17 protein-coding genes are annotated in these 19,986 nt (G+C 62.4%); 12 read left to right on the forward strand and 5 right to left on the reverse strand.

What is annotated here, in order from left to right; all coding sequences use genetic code 11:
- The 3 genes from AC3A4M_RS20580 to AC3A4M_RS20590 form a co-directional block, all read right to left on the reverse strand.
- The coding region (locus tag AC3A4M_RS20580; protein WP_498738201.1) for a thiolase family protein at positions 1–287 on the reverse strand (287 nt) is incomplete at its 3' end.
- A gap of 91 nt (positions 288–378) precedes the next feature.
- Positions 379–1,581, reverse strand: a complete 1,203-nt coding sequence (locus AC3A4M_RS20585) for an acyl-CoA dehydrogenase family protein (protein ID WP_498738203.1) — start codon at positions 1,579–1,581, stop codon at positions 379–381.
- 52 nt (positions 1,582–1,633) lie between these two features.
- The gene (locus AC3A4M_RS20590) at positions 1,634–2,881 is read right to left on the reverse strand and encodes a CaiB/BaiF CoA transferase family protein (protein WP_498738205.1); all 1,248 of its coding nucleotides are present in this window, start codon (positions 2,879–2,881) and stop codon (positions 1,634–1,636) included.
- 107 nt (positions 2,882–2,988) lie between these two features.
- Here AC3A4M_RS20590 and AC3A4M_RS20595 point away from each other — a divergent pair, with 107 nt between their 5' ends.
- The 5 genes from AC3A4M_RS20595 to AC3A4M_RS20615 all read left to right on the forward strand — a co-directional run bounded on the left by AC3A4M_RS20595 (position 2,989) and on the right by AC3A4M_RS20615 (position 9,885).
- The gene (locus AC3A4M_RS20595) at positions 2,989–3,909 is read left to right on the forward strand and encodes a LysR substrate-binding domain-containing protein (protein ID WP_498738207.1); all 921 of its coding nucleotides are present in this window, start codon (positions 2,989–2,991) and stop codon (positions 3,907–3,909) included.
- Positions 3,910–4,463: 554 nt separating this feature from the next.
- Positions 4,464–5,840 (forward strand): NAD-dependent succinate-semialdehyde dehydrogenase, encoded by a 1,377-nt coding sequence (locus AC3A4M_RS20600; RefSeq protein WP_498738208.1) that lies wholly within the window; start codon positions 4,464–4,466, stop codon positions 5,838–5,840.
- 1,114 nt (positions 5,841–6,954) lie between these two features.
- On the forward strand, positions 6,955–7,749 hold the full coding sequence (locus AC3A4M_RS20605) for an SDR family NAD(P)-dependent oxidoreductase (protein ID WP_498738209.1): 795 nt from the start codon (positions 6,955–6,957) through the stop codon (positions 7,747–7,749).
- Between the two features lie 65 nt (positions 7,750–7,814).
- Positions 7,815–8,339, forward strand: coding sequence for a TRAP transporter small permease (locus AC3A4M_RS20610; RefSeq protein WP_498738211.1), 525 nt, complete (start codon positions 7,815–7,817; stop codon positions 8,337–8,339).
- A 22-nt stretch (positions 8,340–8,361) separates the two neighbouring features.
- Positions 8,362–9,885, forward strand: a complete 1,524-nt coding sequence (locus AC3A4M_RS20615; protein ID WP_498738212.1) for a TRAP transporter large permease — start codon at positions 8,362–8,364, stop codon at positions 9,883–9,885.
- Between the two features lie 207 nt (positions 9,886–10,092).
- Here AC3A4M_RS20615 and AC3A4M_RS20620 read toward each other — a convergent pair whose 3' ends face one another.
- Both AC3A4M_RS20620 and chcB1 read right to left on the reverse strand, forming a co-directional pair.
- Complete coding sequence (locus AC3A4M_RS20620) at positions 10,093–10,851, reverse strand: carboxymuconolactone decarboxylase family protein (protein WP_498738214.1); 759 nt, start codon at positions 10,849–10,851, stop codon at positions 10,093–10,095.
- Positions 10,852–10,888: 37 nt separating this feature from the next.
- Positions 10,889–11,662, reverse strand: a complete 774-nt coding sequence (chcB1, locus tag AC3A4M_RS20625) for a trans-4-hydroxycyclohexanecarboxylate dehydrogenase (protein WP_498738216.1) — start codon at positions 11,660–11,662, stop codon at positions 10,889–10,891.
- Between the two features lie 439 nt (positions 11,663–12,101).
- Between chcB1 and AC3A4M_RS20630 the strand changes: the two genes are divergently transcribed.
- The 7 genes from AC3A4M_RS20630 to AC3A4M_RS20660 all read left to right on the forward strand — a co-directional run bounded on the left by AC3A4M_RS20630 (position 12,102) and on the right by AC3A4M_RS20660 (position 19,986).
- Positions 12,102–13,388, forward strand: coding sequence for a type 2 periplasmic-binding domain-containing protein (locus AC3A4M_RS20630; protein WP_498738217.1), 1,287 nt, complete (start codon positions 12,102–12,104; stop codon positions 13,386–13,388).
- A 237-nt stretch (positions 13,389–13,625) separates the two neighbouring features.
- Entirely contained in the window at positions 13,626–14,687 is a 1,062-nt protein-coding gene (locus AC3A4M_RS20635) for an LLM class flavin-dependent oxidoreductase (protein ID WP_498738219.1), read from the forward strand.
- Positions 14,688–14,731: 44 nt separating this feature from the next.
- Positions 14,732–15,970, forward strand: a complete 1,239-nt coding sequence (locus AC3A4M_RS20640) for an acyl-CoA dehydrogenase family protein (protein ID WP_498738221.1) — start codon at positions 14,732–14,734, stop codon at positions 15,968–15,970.
- Positions 15,967–16,755 (forward strand): enoyl-CoA hydratase/isomerase family protein, encoded by a 789-nt coding sequence (locus tag AC3A4M_RS20645; RefSeq protein ID WP_498738223.1) that lies wholly within the window; start codon positions 15,967–15,969, stop codon positions 16,753–16,755. Before AC3A4M_RS20640 ends, AC3A4M_RS20645 begins: the two co-directional genes overlap by 4 nt.
- Before the next feature lie 3 nt (positions 16,756–16,758).
- Positions 16,759–17,553, forward strand: coding sequence for an enoyl-CoA hydratase/isomerase family protein (locus AC3A4M_RS20650; RefSeq protein WP_498738225.1), 795 nt, complete (start codon positions 16,759–16,761; stop codon positions 17,551–17,553).
- A 28-nt stretch (positions 17,554–17,581) separates the two neighbouring features.
- Complete coding sequence (gene dctP, locus AC3A4M_RS20655) at positions 17,582–18,868, forward strand: TRAP transporter substrate-binding protein DctP (protein WP_498738227.1); 1,287 nt, start codon at positions 17,582–17,584, stop codon at positions 18,866–18,868.
- A gap of 143 nt (positions 18,869–19,011) precedes the next feature.
- On the forward strand, positions 19,012–19,986 hold the full coding sequence (locus AC3A4M_RS20660) for a phosphotriesterase family protein (RefSeq protein WP_498738229.1): 975 nt from the start codon (positions 19,012–19,014) through the stop codon (positions 19,984–19,986).

Consider the following 19,986-nt stretch of genomic DNA (forward strand, 5'->3'; position numbering starts at 1 on the left):
ATGGCGCTCATGCCGGAGGCGCAGAGGCGGTTGACGGTGACGCCGGGGACGGTGTCGGGGAAGCCGGCGAGGAGCCAGGCCATGCGGGCGACGTTGCGGTTCTCCTCACCCGCACCGTTGGCGTTGCCGAAGATCACCTCGTCAACGACGGACGGGTCGATGCCGGCCCGCTCGACGGCGGCCCTGACCGTGAGCGCGGCCAGGTCATCCGGCCGGACGGAGCTCAGCGCTCCGCCGTAGCGCCCGACGGGGGTGCGTGCGCCACCGATGAGAAATGCTTCGGGCATGGAAAATCTCCTTTATCGTCAAAAAACTGTCTTGTTGGGCGGGATGGCTGGAGAGCCGCGTGCAACGGTTGTTGTGCGTTCCCGGTAGCTGTCAGCGGAAGGCCGATATGCCGGTGATATCGCGGCCGACGAGCAGTGCCTGGATCGAGTCCGTCCCCTCGTAGGTGGAAACGACCTCCATGTCCGTCAGGTGGCGGGCGACGTGGTTTTCGAGCAGCAGGCCGTTGCCGGCGAGCAGTTCGCGTGCCTCGTTGCAGATCCACTTGCCCTTCTGCGAGGTGGACATCTTGACCATGGAGGCCATGGCGTTGGTCAGCGTGCCCTTCTCGGCCAGTTCGGCCATGCGGTTGCACATCAGCTGCATAGTGGTCAGTTCGCTGAGCATGTTCGCGAGGCGCGACTGGACCAGCTGGTAGCCGGCGATCGGGTTGCCGAACTGCACCCGCTTGGCGGCGTAGTCGGCGGCGATCTCGAAGCAGGCCATGGCGTGGCCGACGGCCTCCCACGCCGCGCCGCCGCGGGTCGCCTGCAGGACTCGGGAGACATCGGCGAAGGACCGGCAGTTCTGGAGTCGGTTGGCCTCAGGGATCCGCATGCCTTGGATGACGATGTCGGCCTGCAAGATGGCGCGTTTGCCGATCTTGCCCTTGATGACCGTGGGGTCATAGCCGGCCGGGTGGTTGCCCTCAGCGTCCTTCTCGACGACGAAGGCATTGACCTTGCCGTCCTCCGTGTTGCGGGCAAACAGGACCACGACGTCGGCCGCGTGGCCGTTGCCGATCCAGCGCTTGTGGCCGTCGATGATCCAGGAGTCTCCCTCGCGGCGGGCGTTGGTTTCGAGCGCCACCGAGTCGGACCCGTGGTCCGGCTCGGTCAGGGCAAACGCGCCCGTCTTCTCCAGCCGGGCCATGGCGGGCAGCCAGCGCTGCCGCTGCTCGTCATTGCCCAGCATGTACAAGGCGCCCATGCAGAGGTTCGAGTGGACGCCCAGGAAGGTGTTGATGCTTCCATCGGCCCGGGCCATCTCGCGCGCGACCATTCCCGCGCCCTTGCGGCTCATCCCCGGGCATCCGTAGCCCTGGATGTAGGTTCCGATGATGCCGAGCTCGGCGAGTCCGGGCAGCAGTTCGTCCGGGAACTCGGCCCGCTCCCAGTAGTCGTTGATGATGGGAAGGACGCGCTGTTCGGCGAACTCGCGGACCTTGTCGCGGATCGCCAGCTCCTCCGGGGCCAGATCGTCGTCGAGATGGAAGTAATCGGACATCGCGGCGGCGCGGGTCGGTGTGGTGGTCATGATGCGTCCTATGGTCTCTCGGTATAGGGTTTTACTGGTCCAGGGGCGTTGGCTAGGTTCGTCGCGCCGCGGAGTGCACCCATTGAAGGATGTCGTCCCGGTCGGCGTCGATGCCGGGCGGCACGAGGTCGTAGCTGGCCGGCGTCGCCGAGAAGGTGATCGGGTTGCGGACCCCGCGCAGGGTGTCCTCGCCTTCTCCCACTTCCACGATCGGTTCCAGTCCAAGGCGCTGTGCGAATTCCATTCCGCCGCGGACATCATTGATCGGGGCACACGGCAACCGTGCCTCGGTGAAGATGTCGAACCATTCGGAAGCGGTACGGGCCGCCAGCTTGTCCTGCAGGATAGGGCGCAGCGCCGAGCGGTTGAGGCTGCGGTCCGGCGCTGCCGCAAACCTGGGGTCTGTAACCAGCTCAGGCACGCCAAGCACGCCGCACAGAGTCCGGAACTGGCGGTCGTTGCCGATGCCAAGGATGATCTCTCCCTTTGCGGTAGGGAACGGTTCATAAGGATAGATGCTGGGGTGCTCGTTGCCCATGCGGGTGGGCACGTTCCCGCTGAGCAGGAACCCGGCGGTCTGGTTCACCATTCCTGACAGCGCCGAGGACATGAGGTTCACCTCGATGCGCTGGCCCCGGCCACTCTTGCCGCGCTCATGCAGCGCGGACAGGACGCCGATGGCGGCATGGAGCCCGGTGATGACGTCGAAGACCGCGATTCCGGAGCGGTAGCCGGGGGTATGCGAATCTCCGGTAAGGCTCATCAGTCCGGACATCGCCTGGACCAGCAGGTCATAGCCCGGCAGTTCGGCTCCTCCGGCCGTGCCGAATCCGGTAATGGAGGCGTACACGACAGCGGGGTTGCGCTCGGCGATGGACGTGTAGTCCAGGCCGAAACGGTCCAATCCACCAGGCTTAAAATTCTCAATAACGACGTCGGCGCTCCCGGCAATGCAGCGAGCCGTCTCCAGATCATCGAGGTCGCCGAAGTCCAACGCGATAGACCTCTTGTTCCGGTTAATCGAGAGGTAGTACGTGGACTGGCCTTCGAAGACCGGGGGTTTCCACGCCCGTGTTTCATCACCCGACGGGCTTTCGACCTTAATGACAGTGGCGCCCAAGTCCGCCAGCAGCATCGTGCAGTAGGGTCCGGCCAAGACCCGGCCGAAGTCGGCCACAACTATCCCGGCCAAAGGCCCGCTTGCACTGCGGCCGAAGGCGTCCCGGTACGCGCCGCCTGGTTGCCTGTCACCGTCGTCAGTCTCCTGTGCAGAGGGGGCGGCGTTGGTCTGCAGAATCATGAGTCCTCTTCCAAGTGGGAATTCCTTCCCACCATCCCACCCGCCATTACCGCGCGTCCAATACTTATTAATGTTCTCAGTATTTCGGTTTATGAAAGAATGCCAACATGGAGATACAACAACTGCGGGTGTTCCTCGCCGTGGCCGAGGAGCTGCATTTCGGCCGGGCCGCCGAGCGGCTCCACCTGGCGCAGCCGCCGGTCAGCCGGATTGTTCGGCAGCTGGAGCGCGATCTCGGTACCGACCTTTTCATCCGGAGCACCCGGAGCGTGCGGTTGACCGCCGCCGGAGCAGCGCTGGTGTCGCCGGCACGGGAGGTCCTGACCGCTGCCCAGCGTGCCCGGACCACTGCGTTGGCCGCCGGGCGCGGGGATGCGGGGGTAGTAAGGCTGGCCTACGCCGGCGCGTCGACCCATGTGCTTGTGGGAGTGCTCGCCCGGGAGGTGCGGAAGGCCTACCCGGGGATCGAATTTCGCCTTAACAGCCAGGACTTCGCGCTCCCGGCCCTCGCCCGGGTGCTCCGGGGCGAGGTCGATATTAGCCTCGGCCGCTGGGATTTCGTGCCCGCCGGTGTCCAGTCCCGCATCATTGTCGAGGAACACCTCGTCATGGCCGTCCCGGCATCCCACCGGCTCGCCGCCAAAGACGAAGTACATCTGGCGGAGCTTGCCGGTGAACCGTTCGTGGCCCTGCCACCGCATGAAGGTTCTGTGCTAGGTGACCGGCTGCGCAGACTAGGTCTGTTAGCGGGATTTGATCCCGACGTAATTCAGAGGGTGCCAGATTCGTGGACTGCCATGTCTCTAGTGGGAGCCGAAGTCGGATGCTTCCTGACTGTTTCCTCCGTAGCAGAGAACGTGACCGACCCGCACGTACATTTCCTACGGGTGCTCGACGAAACTCTGCCGGTCCATCTCCGCATGGCATGGCGGGGCGCCTCAGACAACCCGGCACTTTCCCCGGTTCTTTCGCTCGCGGAACGTGTATGGCCCCGCCATCATTCCCTTGAAGGGGTCCCGGAAGCGTAAACGGCAGTCGGACGCCACATACATGATTCATGGTGGCAGGGCCGGGCTGTCAGACATCCATCATTGTGTTGAGGAATTTCGTCCCTTCCTTTGCTCATGAACAGGCGCACGCCGTAATGAGAGGACGGAATTACCTGTGGTCTGTGGCGGAGTGGAGGCCTCGGGGCGGGGCGTCGCCAGCGACATCGTCGAACTTGGAGCAGTTGGGCCAGCTAGCCGACCGAGGGTGGCTTCGTGCCGTGTCAGGTTGGCGGCGTAAAATTCGAACTACTTTTTGATGGGGACCAGCATGCCTGCAGGGTGGCCGCCCCCCCCTATGCCAGCACGGTCGAAGACAGCATTCAGCCCTATTCGCCGTTACTGGCGAGACGGAAAGGGGCTGGGTGGACCGTTGTTTTGAAGTTCGCGCCGGTTCCGGACGCCTTATAACAGTGCTGACGACCGCATAATTTCTGATTACGCATCAATTCAACCGCCAATAGGTATTGGACCGGTCATAGATTCAGTGGGAATCTGGGGAGATCGGACATTCGTCATGAGAGAACAGGCCTACTGTGAGCAATTACGCCAGCATCAATCCCGCGACCGGAGAACGTGTCGCCGAGTTCCCTGCCCTGACTGACCCCGAGGTTCAGGATGTCCTGGCACGATCCTCGGCTGCCTATTCGTCCTGGAGGCGGACGACTGTTCAAGAGAGGGCTTCCGTGCTTCAACGGGCAGCTGATCTCCACCGGGAGCGGGCGGAGGAACTGGCGGCGATCCTGACTTTGGAGATGGGTAAGCCAATTTCGGAAGCCAGGGGAGAGGTGGCCCTCGTCGCTGCGATCTACGAGTATTACGCCCACAACGGCGAGCTGTTCCTTGAGGACGAGACGCTTGACATCAAAGGCGAGGGAGAAGCGATCGTGCGGACCGAGCCGATCGGCCCGGTCGTGGGCATCATGCCGTGGAACTTCCCCTACTATCAGGTTGCCCGTTTCGCTGCACCGAACCTCGTGTTGGGGAACACCGTCATCGTTAAGCACGCCCGGAACTGCCCACAGTCGGCGCTGGCCATCCAGTCGGTGCTTCGCGATGCAGGGGTGCCGCGCGACGCGTACATCAACGCCTTCGCTTCCACCAGCCAGGTTGCGGACATGATTGCCGACCGCCGCACCCAGGGTGTATCACTGACCGGCTCCGAGAAAGCCGGGGCTGCCGTTGCCGAGGTGGCCGGGCGAAACCTGAAAAAATATGTTCTGGAGCTCGGTGGCGCCGATCCCTTTATCGTCCTGTCCGACGCTGATCTGGACAAGGCCGTGGCGGACGGGGTGCGGGGGCGGATGTTCAACGGCGGCCAGGCCTGCACCGCTTCCAAGCGCTTCATCGTTGTCGACGACGTATACGAGGAATTTACGCAGCGCTTTCTGCAGGCGATGTCCGAGCAGAAGCCCGGGGATCCCACCGACCCGAACACGACCTTCGGCCCCCTGTCCTCCCGTGCATCAGTCGAGGAGCTGCAGGAACTCGTCGATGACGCAGTCTCACAAGGAGCGATAGCGACGGCTGGCAGTGTCCCGTCCGGCAACACGGGCGCTTTCTTCCCCGCGACTGTGCTCACCGGCGTCAAGCCTGGGATGCGCGCCTATTCGGAGGAGCTCTTCGGTCCTGTTGCCGTCGTCTTCCAAGCGGCGTCGACGGACGAAGCCCTTGAGCTAGCGAATGACTCGCCCTTCGGGCTGGCGAGCTCGATTTACACCGCGGACGTTGCCCGGGCACGCGAGCTTGCCAAGCTGATTGAGGCGGGCATGGTCTGGATCAACAGCGTCAGCCGCAGCGCACCTGATCTGCCGTTCGGCGGGGTCAAGCGCTCCGGCGTTGGCCGGGAACTGGCACGGTACGGGCTGGGCGAGTTCGCAAACAAAAAACTCGTCCGCGTCCCCACCATCTAGCTGACCCCAGAAATGCAGTTGCCGTGCTGCCGGGGACAGGAGATGCATGCCCAATAGGAAAATAGGGTAAGTCCAGGCTGCTCCTGGCCGGGACCAAGATGACCTGGCAACTGCGTTCGTTAAGTCGTTTGATGGCATTCTTTCTGGCATGGTCCGGGGTGCTGGCGTTTGCAGTTGCCAGGAACCAGGGTCCTGGCAACCCTCTCCGAGGGTTTATACGAAAGGCGTGGTCGAAGGCCGCCATGGCCATGGGCTTGCCATGCCGGGCCAGAAGCCGTTTGGAGCGGGGGCCATATACGTACCCTTGCTCTGGGAAATGAACAGCCCAGCCATGCCTGGGTCAACTTTGAGATTCTTGTTCCCGGGCCTGGTCCCGGAGAACTTGACCCGGCCGGCGGATTCGTTGGGTCCGCGAGAGCCTCCAGCCCAGGAAGCGAGCAGGCCAGAGCGTTCCGCCCGACATGCCACCGACGGTTTCGGCGGCGACCACCATCCACGCCGGTGTAGGAGACGGGCGTGGATGGTGGTCAGAAGTCGCTTGCGGTACGAAAGGGCGCCATCGCTTCCTTGATCCGCGGTCAGCTCCGCCTTTGACTTGTGTCGATTTCCTCGGATAGAGCCGGACCATGAAGGCATGGGGGGGCGGCCTTGACCTTGACCTTGACCTTGACCTTGAGCAGCCTCACCGGCAGCGAGTCTTTGAATCCCTAATAGAACGGCTTCCGGTAGTCACTGGTCACATCCATCAATATGGTGCCCACCTGCTGTCCGAGCAGAAAATCGACCAGGGCAGCGCACCTAGAGTTGCCACCGTGTACGTGAAGGTCCACGTTTGCCCGGCAGCCGAAGGCAGACCTTGGCATCCTTGTTGGAGGTGTCGATTCCAGCCACGCGTTCCGGTGCGTGACCATCGGATCCTCCCTTGATCATGCTCGCTGAGTTCTTTTGCACCAGTCCTGCAATGGTGGGGTAGCGTGCGCTGCATCACGCATGTAATATGGGCCACACCGAATCTATATGAACATGTTTGTATAGGTTACGAGAGGAACTGGCCGGCCAGAGTAAACGGCAGACAGATCTTTCAATCCATCGTTCCAGCCAAAAAAGGACATGCGTGATTCTGAGAACAGCTGTTGTCGTTACCGGGGGATCAAGTGGTCTCGGCGCCGCTACCGCGCTGCGATTCGCTGCCTCCGGCCACACCGTCCATGTCTTCGACATGCACGCCGAATCGGCCGGAGTGCACAGGCCCGAGGGGGGCGGGCGAATCGTCTTCCACCAAGTGGACGTACGGGACGACGAGCATGTCCGTGACGCGTTTGAGACGATCGAGCAGGCCGGCGAGGAGCTCCGCGGCATCGTTCACTGTGCTGGCATCGCCGCCTTTGGCCCGAACAATCCGGGACAGCTCGTTGACGCAGACAATCATGTCCCGCTCGACAACCTGGGCATCGTTGAGAACGTTCTGAACACCAACGTTTTGGGCACGTTCTCCGTCGTCCGTCACGGTGCCTCCATGCTGGCTCGTAACGGCCGGCAGCCGGATGAGGAGAACGGATTCATCATCCTGACCTCTTCAGGGGCGGCGATCGACGGCAAGGCCGGCCAGTCCGCGTACTCGGCTTCCAAGGCCGCCATTATTGGCATGACGGTGCCGCTCGCACGGGAGTTCTCGGCCCTGGGCGTACGTGTGGTGACCATCGCCCCGGGTTTGTTCGACACTCCGATTCTTGACGACACGCCGAAGATCGAGCGCCATGTGCCGTACCCCGGTCGGGTGGGTGATCCGGACGAGTTCGCCCGGTTGGCCCTGCACATCGCCGAGAACCGCTACATCAATGCCGACGTCATCCGCATCGACGGCGGCATCCGCGGGGAATTCCGTTCCGCGTCTCCATTCATCCGATAACCCATCGAGTGGCCGTCGGCTCGTCGCTCCCGATGGTCACGACATCTCGAGGAAGTAGAAACGTCATGCTGAAACTCATCAGGAGACTGGAGTGGCTGCTCAGTGGACTCGCAGCCCTCGCCCTCCTGCTCATGATGCTCGTGAGCTTGGGCAATGCCCTGGGCCGTACCTGGTTCCAGACCCCCATCTATGGCGCAAATGAGATCGTCGCCCAATGGCTCCTGCCGGCGACCGTCCTGTTATCGATAGCCGGTGCCCAGGTCTGGAAAGAGCACATCGACGTGACTCTGGCGATCGAGGCTCTGAACCCGCGCAACCTCGCCTGGATCCGGCTGATCGTCAACGTACTCTCTGCCGCCCTATGCATCGCCTTCGCGTGGTACGGATTCGACGAGGCGCTGAAGCAGACCCGCATCGGTGCCACCGCTGGCATCACGTCGCTGCCCGTCTGGCCGTCCTACTACCTGGTACCCCTCGGATTCGCCGTGGCGACGATCGTCTTCGCGCTCGATGCGTGGATCGGCTTCAAGAAACCCGAGCACCCGTTGAACACGGGGACCGGCAAGCCCGCCTCTGACATCGACGCTTGAGAGCAATTAAGGGATAGACATCATGAAAGAAAATACAACTGCCGAGCGCCCGGTCCCCGGCCCGTCCCTGCTGGGAATGAGTTCCCCCGGGATGGAACCGGGAACCGTGAAGCACAAGAAAACCGCGGTGAGATTCTGGATCCTCATCGCAACCAATATCGTCTTGACCGTCGGGCTGTTCACCAGTCAGAGCAACCAGGCGACGGGACTCTGGAGTATCGGCCTCATGGTGGCCATGATGCTCCTCGGCCTCCCGATCGGCGTCGCGCTATCCCTAGCCAGTGTGGCCGGACTGCTGCACGTCAGCGGTTCGGCGGCCGTCATCAACGTGATGTCTTCGGCACCCTTCAGCGCGTCCAGCAACTGGTCGATGTCGGTGCTGCCCATGTTTATCCTCATGGGCTTCCTGCTGACCCAGTCGGGACTGACGCAGCGTCTGTACCGGGCGACGCACCTGTGGTTCGGCTGGCTGCCTGGTGGCTTGGCCATCGGCACCACGGCAGCGGGAGCAGGGCTATCTGCGGTGACTGGATCCACCATCGGGATGACCTACGCGCTCGGACAGGCCGGTATCCCGGAGATGCTTAAGGCCGGTTATGACAGGCGCGTCGCCGTCGGGTCGATCCTCATCAGTGGCCTGTCCGGCCATCTCATTCCGCCCAGTATCCTCCTCGTGGTCTATGCCGGCGTCGTTTCCGTGCCGGTCGGTCCGCAGCTGCTGGCGGGAGTCGTGCCGGGCCTGGCAATCAGCGCCTTGTTCGTCCTGGTGTTCCTTGTGATGGGCATCGCCATCCCGAAGACGATGGGCCGCGGCAAAGATGTCCAAAGAGTCCAGGAGGACATCACTTGGCGTGAACGGGTCATGTCACTGCTCGGTCTGTGGGGCCTGCCGCTGATCATGATCGTGCTGTTCGGTGGCTTGTTCACAGGGTACTTTACGCCGACTGAGGCCGGGGCCGCCGCGGCCTTCATGTCGCTGCTGCTTGCAATGTTCTACGCCCGCCGCCGCGGCCCGGTGAAGCAGATCGCGAATTCCCTCGTGCAGACCGCCCGGTCCACGGCCGGCATCTTCTTCATCCTGATCGGCGCCGAGATGCTCACGCGCATGATGGCGGTTACCGGCATTGCCGGCGGGGTGACCGACTTCATCCTGGAGCTGAACCTGTCTCGGTTCTGGTTCCTGATTGCCCTGATCGTGCTCTTCATCTTCATGGGTATGTTCTTCGACACCATGTCGATGATCCTGCTGACCGTTCCGCTGCTGATGCCCGCCCTCGAAACCTACGACATCAGCCTGCTCTGGTTCGGCGTGTTCCTCGTAATCCTGGGTGAGATCGGCATGATTACCCCACCTGTCGGCGTGCTGGCTTATGTCATATACAACCTGACAAAGCGCAAGGAGATTAACCAAGGGGTGAAGATCACCTTGAACGACGTGTTCATGTCGATCCTCTGGTTCCTGCCCTTCGCCATCGTGTTCCTGATCATCCTCATTTTCTGGCCTGAGATCGCCACGTGGCTGCCGTCCATCTCGTCTGCCTCCTGACCGGGCGAACTGCGGCTGACCTCTGGGCTCCCGGTCGTTCTCACACCGTCAACGTGGGCCGGAGCAACCGGGGTTTCCGGTTCAGGCACGCTGTGGCGGTCCGGCACCAGAGCAGGGTCGGTGCCGCACGAAGCGCTTCCAGTCATGGCAGAAGCCCCCAGGCCATTTCCGGTCCGGGGGCTTCTGCCATCGATGTCGCGAGGCGTCTTAACCCGTCCTGGAGTCCCGAGGGATCAGTGTGACACCGGCGAGCACGGTGTCGATGCCGATGTTACTGGCGATGGTCATCACGTCGATGACCTGCGCTGGGGTGGCCCCATATTCCAGGGCCTTCTTCGTATGGGTACGGACGCCGGTGGTGAAGAGATGGGTGGTCACGACGTCGATGGCGACGTAGATCAGTTCCTTGAACGAGTCACTGAGCGTCCCGTGGTTCCAGGGGATACTGGAGAGGTCGAGGTAGGCCTCGAAGTACTCCGGCGTGTACGCCAGGACAACGTCCCAATGCGGAGTCCAATATTTCCTGTGGGCGATGAACCGATCCTTGAGGCCACGGCGGTAGCCGTCCAGCTCCTCGTCGGAGACGACCGCGCTGACCCCCAGTTCCTCGAATACCTCGTGGGCGATGGGGACGCCGACGAGCATCGAGTGGACTCCCAGCGACGCGGCGAGCTGGAGGGTCTCGACGATCACCTCGTCGGAGGCCCCTAAGCGTTTTGCCTGCCGAATGTGAAGGGATGTGGCTGCCCGATTCAGATAGGTGACCTGGCTGCTGACGGCGACGCAGATGAGTTCGCGTTCCCTGGGCGTCAGGTTCCCACGGGTCGAGGTGACCCTGAGGAGACGGTCATAAGCTCTGAAATACGAGGGATCGGCGAGGAGCAGGTCTTCGAGATCGTTGCTCCAATAGCCGTGGGACGCTTCGAAATCACGCCGCAGCAGTGACGTCTGGTGTTCTGTGTCCATGGCAGGAGTGCACTCATCCTTTCTAGTTGTAGGGGGATCAATTGACCGGGCGGAGATTGTTCCCCGCGGTCTCTCCACCATCGATCGCGATCGCTGCACCGCTGACATACCGGGACTCATCGCTGACCAGGTACACGACCAACGGACTGATCTCCTCCGCTTCGGCAGCGCGGTCGAGGGGCACCTGCCCGAACCCGCGCTTCAAGTGGGCGGTGAGCGGTGTGTCCACCGAGCCCGGGTGGATGGAATTCACGCGGATCCCTTGCGGTCCCAGGTCCATGGCCGAGGTCTTCGTGAGTCCCTGCACACCCCACTTGGACGCCGAGTAACCTGCGCGTTGCTTGAACCCAACCAGGCCGGCGATCGACGAGACATTGACGATGGAGGACGTCGGGTTCTTGCTGAGCTCGGGGGTGGCCGCCTTCATCCCATAGAAGGTGCCCGTGAGGTTAATGCTGATCACCCGGTTCCAGTCATCGATGCTGGCGTCCGCGACGGAACCACGACTGCCGACTCCTGCGTTGTTAATGAGAGCGTCCAGGCGGCCGAAACGCCGGACCGTTTCCGCCACTGCCGCCTCCCAGGCCTGGAAATTTGCAACATCCAGACCGGCGAAGGCCGCCACCTCTTGGCCTATCTCGGCATTGATCTCGGCTACGAGGCGCAGGCCGGCCTCCCTCTGGATATCGCCCACTACGACGGAGGCACCCTCCCGGGCAAGAGTCCAGGCATGGGCAGCACCCATACCACTCGCTGCTCCGGAGATCAGAACGACCTTGTTACTGACGCGGCCTTCGGTGAATCGGGTCATGATCATCTCTCCTCATACGCCGGCTATCACTGGTGACCGGACTGTCCGGATCCTTAAGAGCTGTAGCCGCGGAACGCTGCGCCCACGGGGACGCGGACTGCGGTCTCGCGGGCGAAAATCTGCAGGAAAGGTACTCTGCAGGAAAGCTGCGAGACTCACCAATTATAGACACCAATGTATGGATTGTGCTTCAATGAATACTTGCAAATCTGTGAACTGGCTCACACGTCAGTCCGCCGGTGCGGCACGGAACAAACGGGAGTGCGTAATCGTCCCGACTGGATATTTTGTACCGGCAGGTGCATGAACTGCAGATCTGAGGCGGCAGCGTGATGCCCGCTGAATCGAATGGGAGCGGTACGGCGTTCGCGGCGATTAGCACCACCGCGCGCTCAGTCGATGCATGGCACTAATAGCGGTAAAGAAGGGAAAACACTTGGTGACTAGGAACAAGAAGTTTGCGGCGTCGTTGGCGTCCCTGGCGGTCCTGGCCTTGGGGCTAACCGCGTGTAGTGGCGATCGCAGCGGTGGTGCCAACCATGCCGGTGGCCCCGGTATTGAGCCGGGAGCGAGCAAGGAGGATTACATCGCGGCGTTCGAGGAGGTCGATCCGATCGAGCTGGACTTCCAGTATGCGAGTTTGAACCCGAAGTCGTTCTCCTCCCTCCGCGATATCGAATGGGCAGAGAATATCGAGGAGTGGTCCGGCGGGAAGAGTACCATCAACACCCACACGGCCGGTTCGATCGCAAGGCCGACGGAGGTCCCGGACGCGCTGGCCGACGGGCGATTGGACCTCGCCCATTACTACAGCTCCTATGAGCCCCAGGAGATGGCGGCCTTCGTGGACATGACAAAGTCCCTGGTACAGCTTCCCAGCAGCCCGCTGGTCGGCGAGCTGGTGTCCAACGCCGTCCTGATGGAGGTCGGTTTCAATACGCCCGAGGTCATCGCCGACTTCGAGGACCGGGGAATGCACGTCCTGCACCCAGCGAACCCCGTCGGGAACACTTCAATGGTTTGCCGCGAGGACAAGGACTCGCCGGCCGACTGGCAGGGTTCGCAGATTCGCGGCAATACCCAGGCCCATGAGATTCAGGCCAATGCTCTGGACGGCACCTTGACCTCTGTTGAGCTGGCCGAAGGCTATGAGGCTTTGGAGCGCGGGGTGTTGGACTGCTCGCTGCAGTCGACCGCGACCGCCTACAACGCCGGCTGGATGGAGGTGGCGCCCTTCCTGAAGTTCCCGAAGGAGGCCAGCTTCGCACCCGGCCCCGGCAGTCTGGTAGCAGGTTCCTCTTGGGAGACCCTGCCGCTGATCGCCCAGCAGTTGATGTTCGACGTCATGCCGGACTACCTCAGCGGGGAAGGTTTCAATGCCGTGACAAGCGTGCTGATCGCCGCTGAGGAGGCCAGGGAGAACGGCGGCAGCATGGAGTTCCTCGACAAGGAGAGCGAGAAGGCACTGACCGAGGCCAACAAGGAGATCCTGAAGCAGGTCGAGGAGTCCCCGAACGTGGGCGGCGCCGCGATGAACCGGAATGTCTCCGACGCGATCGAGAAGTGGACCGGCATCGCCGAGGAGCTCGGCTATGAGGAGAAGGGCGAGGTAACCGACTTCGCCGACTGGTACGAGGGGTCTTCGGACTTCAACGACCGCGAGTACCTGCAGCCCTTCGCCGACCGGCTCTACGACGAGGTCGTCGTGCCGAACCGCCCGAGCTGATGCTCGAAGCGGAGGTGGCCGCGGGCCTCAGGTGATGTCACGCAGTTCGGAGCGTGTCCCGAATTACGGGTCACGCCTTGCCGTGCGTCTCGGGGCATCACGGCAGCGCTGCGGTAGCGCTGCATTGAAAGAGCGGCAGATTCTAGACATACTTGTATGTATTGTGGTTGAATGTGATGAATAACGCTTCAGAGAGCTGGGTCACATCCGGCGAATTCCAAGGAAACGGAGAGCTATATGAGCCAGGACAACCTTCACTTCGGCATTTTCCTGCTGACCAACGTGCCTGAATGGAGCACTGAGCACGAGGCCATCCACAAGGGGATTGAGCAGATCAACCTTGCTGATGAGCTGGGCTTTGAAGAGGCCTGGGTCGCCGAGCACAATGCGCGCCGCTACGGCATCATCTCGTCGTCGCAGGTCATGCTCGCTGCGGTCGCGGGCACCACGAAGAACATCCGACTCGGATCCGGCGTCACCCGCCTGCCGATGAACCACCCGCTGAAGCTGGCGGAAGACTTCTCGCTGCTGGACAATATCAGCAACGGCCGGCTGAACTTCGGCATCGGCAAGGCCTACGACTTGCTCGAGTTCCAGGCGTACGATATCGATCCCGAGGAGCGCAATGAGCGCTACCAAGAGACCTTCGAGATCATCATGCAGGGTTGGCGGACCGGCAAGATCAATTACAAGGGTAAGCATTTCTCCGTGCCGGGCATTGGTGAGCAGGCCGAGGAGATCCAGCTGATGCCCATGCCGGTGCAGAAGCCCCACCCGCCGGTGTTCATCATGGTTTCCCAAACCGAGGAGTCCCTGCGTTACGCCGCCCGGGAGGGCTTCGCTTTCGTCCTGGGCCAGATGCCCACCTGGGAGCACATGGCCCACCTTGTCAGCGTGTACCGCGAGGAGGCGCGTAACGCCGGCTTCAGCTATGACGACATCGATGCGAACATTGCCCGCTCATCCCAGCTGAAGGCCATCCACGTCTCCGACGACCGTGCGACGGCCGAGCAGGAGTACGAGAAGGGCCTGATGTGGTATCTCAGCATCCTCAGCAACCGCGCCAAGGTCGGTCTGGGACTCACCGAGCTCAGCTTCCAGGACTACCTGGACAAGGGTGCGATCATCCTGGGTTCCTCGGACGACGTCGCCCAGCAACTTGAGGACTACCGGAAGGTCACCGGGATCGGCGGCCTGGTCGGTTGGTTCGATGCCGGTAGCCAGCCCCAGGAGCGGGTGCTGCGCTCGATGACGAAGTTCGCCCAGGAGGTCCGCCCGCAGCTCACCGTCAGCGTCTAGTCCCGGGCAGATATCAGCAGGCAACATCACAGGAAGCGAAGCACATGTCAGAGAACACCATCGAGGCCAGTGACTATCAGGAGATCATCGACGCCCTGATGTCCTTCATCGAGAAGGCCGTTGTCCCCATCGAGCAGGAGCACGCTGCGTTCCTCTCCGACGAGTACAACGTGTTTGACGGGCGCGGTCTGATGACCCAGAAGTACCAGGACATCAACCGCCAGGTCCGGGAACTGTCGGCGGAAGCCGGCTTCTACTCTCTCTACGGGGCTGAGTCTCTGGACGGCGGCGACCTGCCGGCGAGCGGCATCATCCAGGTCCAGGAAGCCCTGCACCACAGGTACGGACCGGAGCGGACGCTGATCCACGAATCAGTCATCCCGTCCCCGTTCACGAACGGCCTGAGCCCGTTGTTGCTGAAGCTGAAGGACGAGGTGCTCGCACCTCGTCTGAAAGACATTCAGTCGGGCAGGAGCACCCTGTGCTTCGCACTCTCGGAGCCTGATGCCGGCTCGGACGTTTTCAACCTCAAGACGAAGGCGACCCCGGAGGGAGACGGCTGGGTCATCAACGGCCAGAAGCAGTGGATTTCCAATGCCGCGCATGCTGCGCATGCATTCGTGTTCGCCATCACTGATCCCGAGGCGGTCAAGGCCCGGACAGGAGGCATCACCTGCTTCTTCGTGGACACATCTGACGAGGGCTTCTCCGTGGACGCGGGCATCCCGATGATGGGCAAGCGCGGGTCCAATGCGACGATCGTCTCGCTGACGAACCTGAAGGTGACGCGCGACCAGATCGTCGGTGAAGAGGGCCAGGGCCTGAACCTGGCGATGGGCGGCATCAGCCGTGGCCGGCTGACCATGTCCGCTACTTGTGTCGGTTTGGCACGCTGGGCGCTGGACCAGGCTGTTTCTTACGCCAACACGCGTAAGACCTTTGGGAAGACCATCGGACAGCACCAGATGATCCAGGCCAAGCTGGCTGAGATCGCCACGCAGATCTACCTCTGCAAGGCAGCGGTCGTCCGGACGGCAGCCATGGTGGACGCTGGCCTGCCGGCGGTCAAAGAGACCTCGATGATCAAGATGGCGTGCACCGAGATGGCCGGCCGGGTCTTGGACGAGGTCATGCAGATCCATGGCGGTCTGGGCCTGACCAACGAGCTAGGCCTGGAGGCCGGGTACCGTTTCGCACGCACTATGCGTGTCCCGGACGGGACTTCGGAGATTCAGCGCCGGACGGTGGCCAAGCGGCTCTTGGCGGGTGACACTCAGCTATGAGCGCCACATTGACATCCCTGGTCTCCGTCCGCCAAGCCGCTGGAGTGCGCACGGTCATCCTCAATCGACCCGAGGCACGGAACGCATTGAGTCCTGATCTCCGCACGGACCTGCGTGCCGCGCTGCTGGAGGCCGATGACGACAATGAGACCCGCTGCATCGTCCTGACGGGCGCTGGAGGGAACTTCAGCGCCGGCGGCGACGTCAAGGGCATGGGCAGGAACACGCCCTCGCACGGTTCTGCCAGACTTGCCTTGGGCAGAGAACTGGTCGAGCTGGTCCGTGGCGTCAAGAAGCCTACTATCGCAGCCGTCGAGGGACATGCCGTGGGTGCAGGATTCGGTCTGGCCCTCGCGACGGACCTCATCGTCGTCTCGGAGACGGCCCGGTTCCAGTTCGGTTTCATCAAGCGGGGCCTGGCACCGGACAGCGCGGTTCCCTATCTACTGTCACAGCAGATAGGGAACCGGCGGACCATGTTTTACGCCATGACCGGCGAGGTTATCTCGGCTGAGACCGCCGTTGAACTCGGCATCGCTGCCCACGTGTATCCCGCTGACAGGTTCGCCGAGAACGTGGCGTCGTTCGCCGAATCCCTGGCGAACGGACCGACTGCGGCACTCTTCGCCACGCGCAAGATCGTCCAGGCCTCCCACAATCTGACCATGGCCCAAGCATGGGACATGGAGGCCTTCGCCGCGGCAGTCACTACGACGACTGCGGACCACAAGAATTCCGTGGCGGCCTTTAAAGCGAAGACGCCCTACACGTTCAAAGGAGAATGACCTGTGTCTGACTTGATTACCCTAGAACGGGACGTGGAGCGCAAGTTCGCGGTCGTCTCATTCAATCGTGAAGACAAGATCAACGCGTTTAACGCGGACTTACTGGACGGTCTGATGGAAACGCTCGGCGCCCTGGCCGATGACGACTCGGTTTCGTCCGTCATCATCCGTGGCAATGGCAAGAATTTCAGCGCGGGCTATGACGTGGTCTCGGGCTACGCCAAGGGCAGCGCTTACGACGACTGGCGCCGGCTACAGAACGCGGTGGATTTGTGGGAGCGGGTTTACCGCTTTCCGAAGCCACTAATCGCAGCAGTCGAAGGTCACTGCCTCGGGGGGGCCACCATGCTCGTGGCCTGCTGCGACCTCGTCGTCGTCGCCGAGGACGCGAACATCGGCTGGCCGTCGATCCCCCTGGGCGGTGGCCTGCTGAGCCCGGTGTCCCTGTGGCACATCGGCATGCGCAAGGCCAAGGAACTGTCATTTATCGCCGGTAACAGCATGAGCGGCACCGAGGCCTTCCAGCTGGGCTGGGCGAACCGGGCAGTCGAATCGGGAAACGCACTGGAGAGCGCCAAGACGCTGGCTGCCCAAGTCGGCAAGACACCTCTGGACCTGCTGTACCTCAAGAAACTCGCACTCAACAAGGTCTACGACCGGCAGGGATTCGTCGAGTCTCTGCGCTCCGGTGCCGAGTGGGATGCCATCTCCCACACTGCAGCCTCCATCGACGACGTCAAGGCCCTGATGAAAGAGAAAGGCCTGAAGGGCGCCATCAAGCACTTCACCGGTTCCTGACACCATGTGCTCTCGAAAGGAAATCTCAATGATGAGAAACAAGAAGTTCGCGGGGCCGACCGCGTCCCTGGCGGTCCTGACCCTGGGACTGACAGCCTGTGGTGGTGGCGGCGGCGATGGGACCGCGCACGCCGGCGGCCCGGGCCTGGAGCCGGGGGCGACCAAAGAGGAGTACATCGCGGCGTTCGAGGAGGTCGAGCCGATCGAGCTGGACTTCCAGTACGCGGGTACAAGCCCGAAGGGCTTCGCCGCCCAGCGTGACCTCGAATGGGCCGAAGCCGTCAAGGAGTGGTCCGGTGGGAAGATCACCATCAACACTCACGCGACCGGAGCCATCGCTGGCCCCACGGAGGTCCCGGACGCGCTGGCCGACGGCCGCCTGGACCTCGCCAATTACTTCGGCACCTATGAGCCTCAGGAGATGGCGGCCTTCGTGGACATGACCAGCTCCGTGGTGCAGGTCCCGAGCAGTCCTCTGATCGCTGAACTCGTCTCGCATGCGGTCATGGCCGACGTCGGTTTCAAGACCCCCGAGGTGATGGCCAACTATGAGGACCAGGGCATGCACGTCCTGCACCCGGCGGTGCCCTCAGGCAACACCACAATGATTTGCCGTGAGGACAAGGACTCGCCGGCCGACTGGCAGGGTGCCCAGATCCGCGGCAACAGCCAGACCCACGAGATTCAGACCCGGGCACTCGGCGGGACCTTGACCTCTGTCCAGCTGGCCGAAGCCTATGAGGCTTTGGAGCGCGGCGTGCTGGACTGCTCGCTGCAGTCGACCGCGACCGCCTACAACGTCGACTGGCTGGAGGTAGCGCCATACATCAAAATGCCGCGGGAGGCCAGCTTCGCACCCGGCCCCGGCAGCATGGTGGCTGGCTCCTCCTGGGAGACCCTGCCGCTGATCGCCCAGCAGCTGATGTTCGACATGATGCCGAACTACCTCAGCGGGGAACACTTCAATGCCGTGAACAGCGTGCTGCTCTCAGCCGAGAAGGCCAGGGAGAACGGTGGCAGCATGGAGTTCCTCAACGCGGAGAGCGAGAAGGCACTAGTCGAGGCCAACAAGGAGATCCTGAAGCAGGTCGCGGAGTCCCCGAACGTGGACGGCGCCGCGATGAACCAGAATGTCTCCGACGCCATCGAGAAGTGGACCGGCATCGCCGAAGAGCTCGGGTATGAGGAGAAGGGCGAGGTGACCGACTTCGCCGACTGGTATGAAGGGTCTTCGGACTTCAATGACCGCGAGTACCTGCAGCCCTTCGCCGACCGGCTCTACGAGGAAGTTATCCTTCCGCATCGCCCGAGCTGACGGAACGGGTCGCCTGAGGGGAGTAGCCCTTCCCCCAGGCGTCCCGGCTCTCGGTCCGTGCGGGTGTCCGTCCTGACGGAAACACCATGCATGGAGAGCCCGAGCATCGACCGCACGACCAGATCCACGCGAAAAGGAGCAGCATGATTCCCACACTGACAGGCGGGCTGGATCCCTCTGAGCTGGGTGTGACGCTGACGCATGAACACATCCTTGTGCTCAATGCGGAGTTGATGGTTAACTTTCCGAGCCGCTTCCCTGCCGCCGAGCTTGTCGACCGCGCAGTCCGTTATCTGGAAGAGGTGAAGGCCAGTGGCGTGGACACAATCGTCGATCTTACGGTGATGGGTACCGGGCGGAACATCCCCTTGGTCAAGCGGGTCGCCGAGAGAACGAATGTCAACGTCATTGTGGCGACCGGCTGGTACACCTATCACGAGGCACCGGCCTTCGCCAACCTGAATGGTCCGGGACGTTTGCTGGGCGGATCGGACCCGCTGACCGAGATCTTCGTAAGAGACATCGTCGAGGGCATCGATGACACCGGAGTCAAGGCCGGCGTGCTGAAATTCGCCGCCGACCGCTACGGGATCACCGACGGAGTGTTCTACATCATGCAGGCCGTCGCGGACGCCCATCTGGAAACCGGGGCTCCCATCTTCACACACTCCGATCCGAACCAGCGGAACGGCCTGGACCAGCAGGACTACCTGGAGAAGCGTGGTGTCGACCTCTCGCGGGTGGTGATCGGACACTCCGGCGACACCGATGACATCGACTACCTGCGCCGCATCGCAGACCGGGGATCCTTTCTGGGCATGGACCGCTTCGGTCTGGAGGCACGCCTGCCCTATGACCAGCGGATCCAGACGGTAGCCAAACTTTGCGAGCTGGGCTATGCACCGCAGATGGTTCTCGCGACCGATTCATCGGCCTACAGCATGAACTTCCCGGACGAGGCGCGGCAGGAGAGACTGCCGAGGTGGCGGGCCCCGGAGGTCATGAACTCGGTGGTGCCGGACCTGCGGAAGTGTGGTGTGCCGGACGATGACATCGACACCATGATGACCGCAAACCCCGGCCGGATTCTCGATACCGCACATCGTTCAAAGGAGTGA

It is taken from the genome of Arthrobacter sp. Soil_C_60, from assembly GCF_057656375.1.

What these genes read in the sequence shown, in the direction of transcription:
- AC3A4M_RS20585 (WP_498738203.1), bottom strand. Translation starts at nt 1,581, where the DNA reads ATGACCACCACACCGACCCGCGCCGCCGCGATGTCCGATTACTTCCAT.
- AC3A4M_RS20660 (WP_498738229.1), top strand. Translation starts at nt 19,012, where the DNA reads ATGATTCCCACACTGACAGGCGGGCTGGATCCCTCTGAGCTGGGTGTG.
- AC3A4M_RS20610 (WP_498738211.1), top strand. Translation starts at nt 7,815, where the DNA reads ATGCTGAAACTCATCAGGAGACTGGAGTGGCTGCTCAGTGGACTCGCA.
- AC3A4M_RS20615 (WP_498738212.1), top strand. Translation starts at nt 8,362, where the DNA reads ATGAAAGAAAATACAACTGCCGAGCGCCCGGTCCCCGGCCCGTCCCTG.
- AC3A4M_RS20620 (WP_498738214.1), bottom strand. Translation starts at nt 10,851, where the DNA reads ATGGACACAGAACACCAGACGTCACTGCTGCGGCGTGATTTCGAAGCG.
- chcB1 (WP_498738216.1), bottom strand. Translation starts at nt 11,662, where the DNA reads ATGACCCGATTCACCGAAGGCCGCGTCAGTAACAAGGTCGTTCTGATC.
- dctP (WP_498738227.1), top strand. Translation starts at nt 17,582, where the DNA reads ATGATGAGAAACAAGAAGTTCGCGGGGCCGACCGCGTCCCTGGCGGTC.
- AC3A4M_RS20590 (WP_498738205.1), bottom strand. Translation starts at nt 2,881, where the DNA reads ATGATTCTGCAGACCAACGCCGCCCCCTCTGCACAGGAGACTGACGAC.
- AC3A4M_RS20645 (WP_498738223.1), top strand. Translation starts at nt 15,967, where the DNA reads ATGAGCGCCACATTGACATCCCTGGTCTCCGTCCGCCAAGCCGCTGGA.
- AC3A4M_RS20640 (WP_498738221.1), top strand. Translation starts at nt 14,732, where the DNA reads ATGTCAGAGAACACCATCGAGGCCAGTGACTATCAGGAGATCATCGAC.
- AC3A4M_RS20595 (WP_498738207.1), top strand. Translation starts at nt 2,989, where the DNA reads ATGGAGATACAACAACTGCGGGTGTTCCTCGCCGTGGCCGAGGAGCTG.
- AC3A4M_RS20635 (WP_498738219.1), top strand. Translation starts at nt 13,626, where the DNA reads ATGAGCCAGGACAACCTTCACTTCGGCATTTTCCTGCTGACCAACGTG.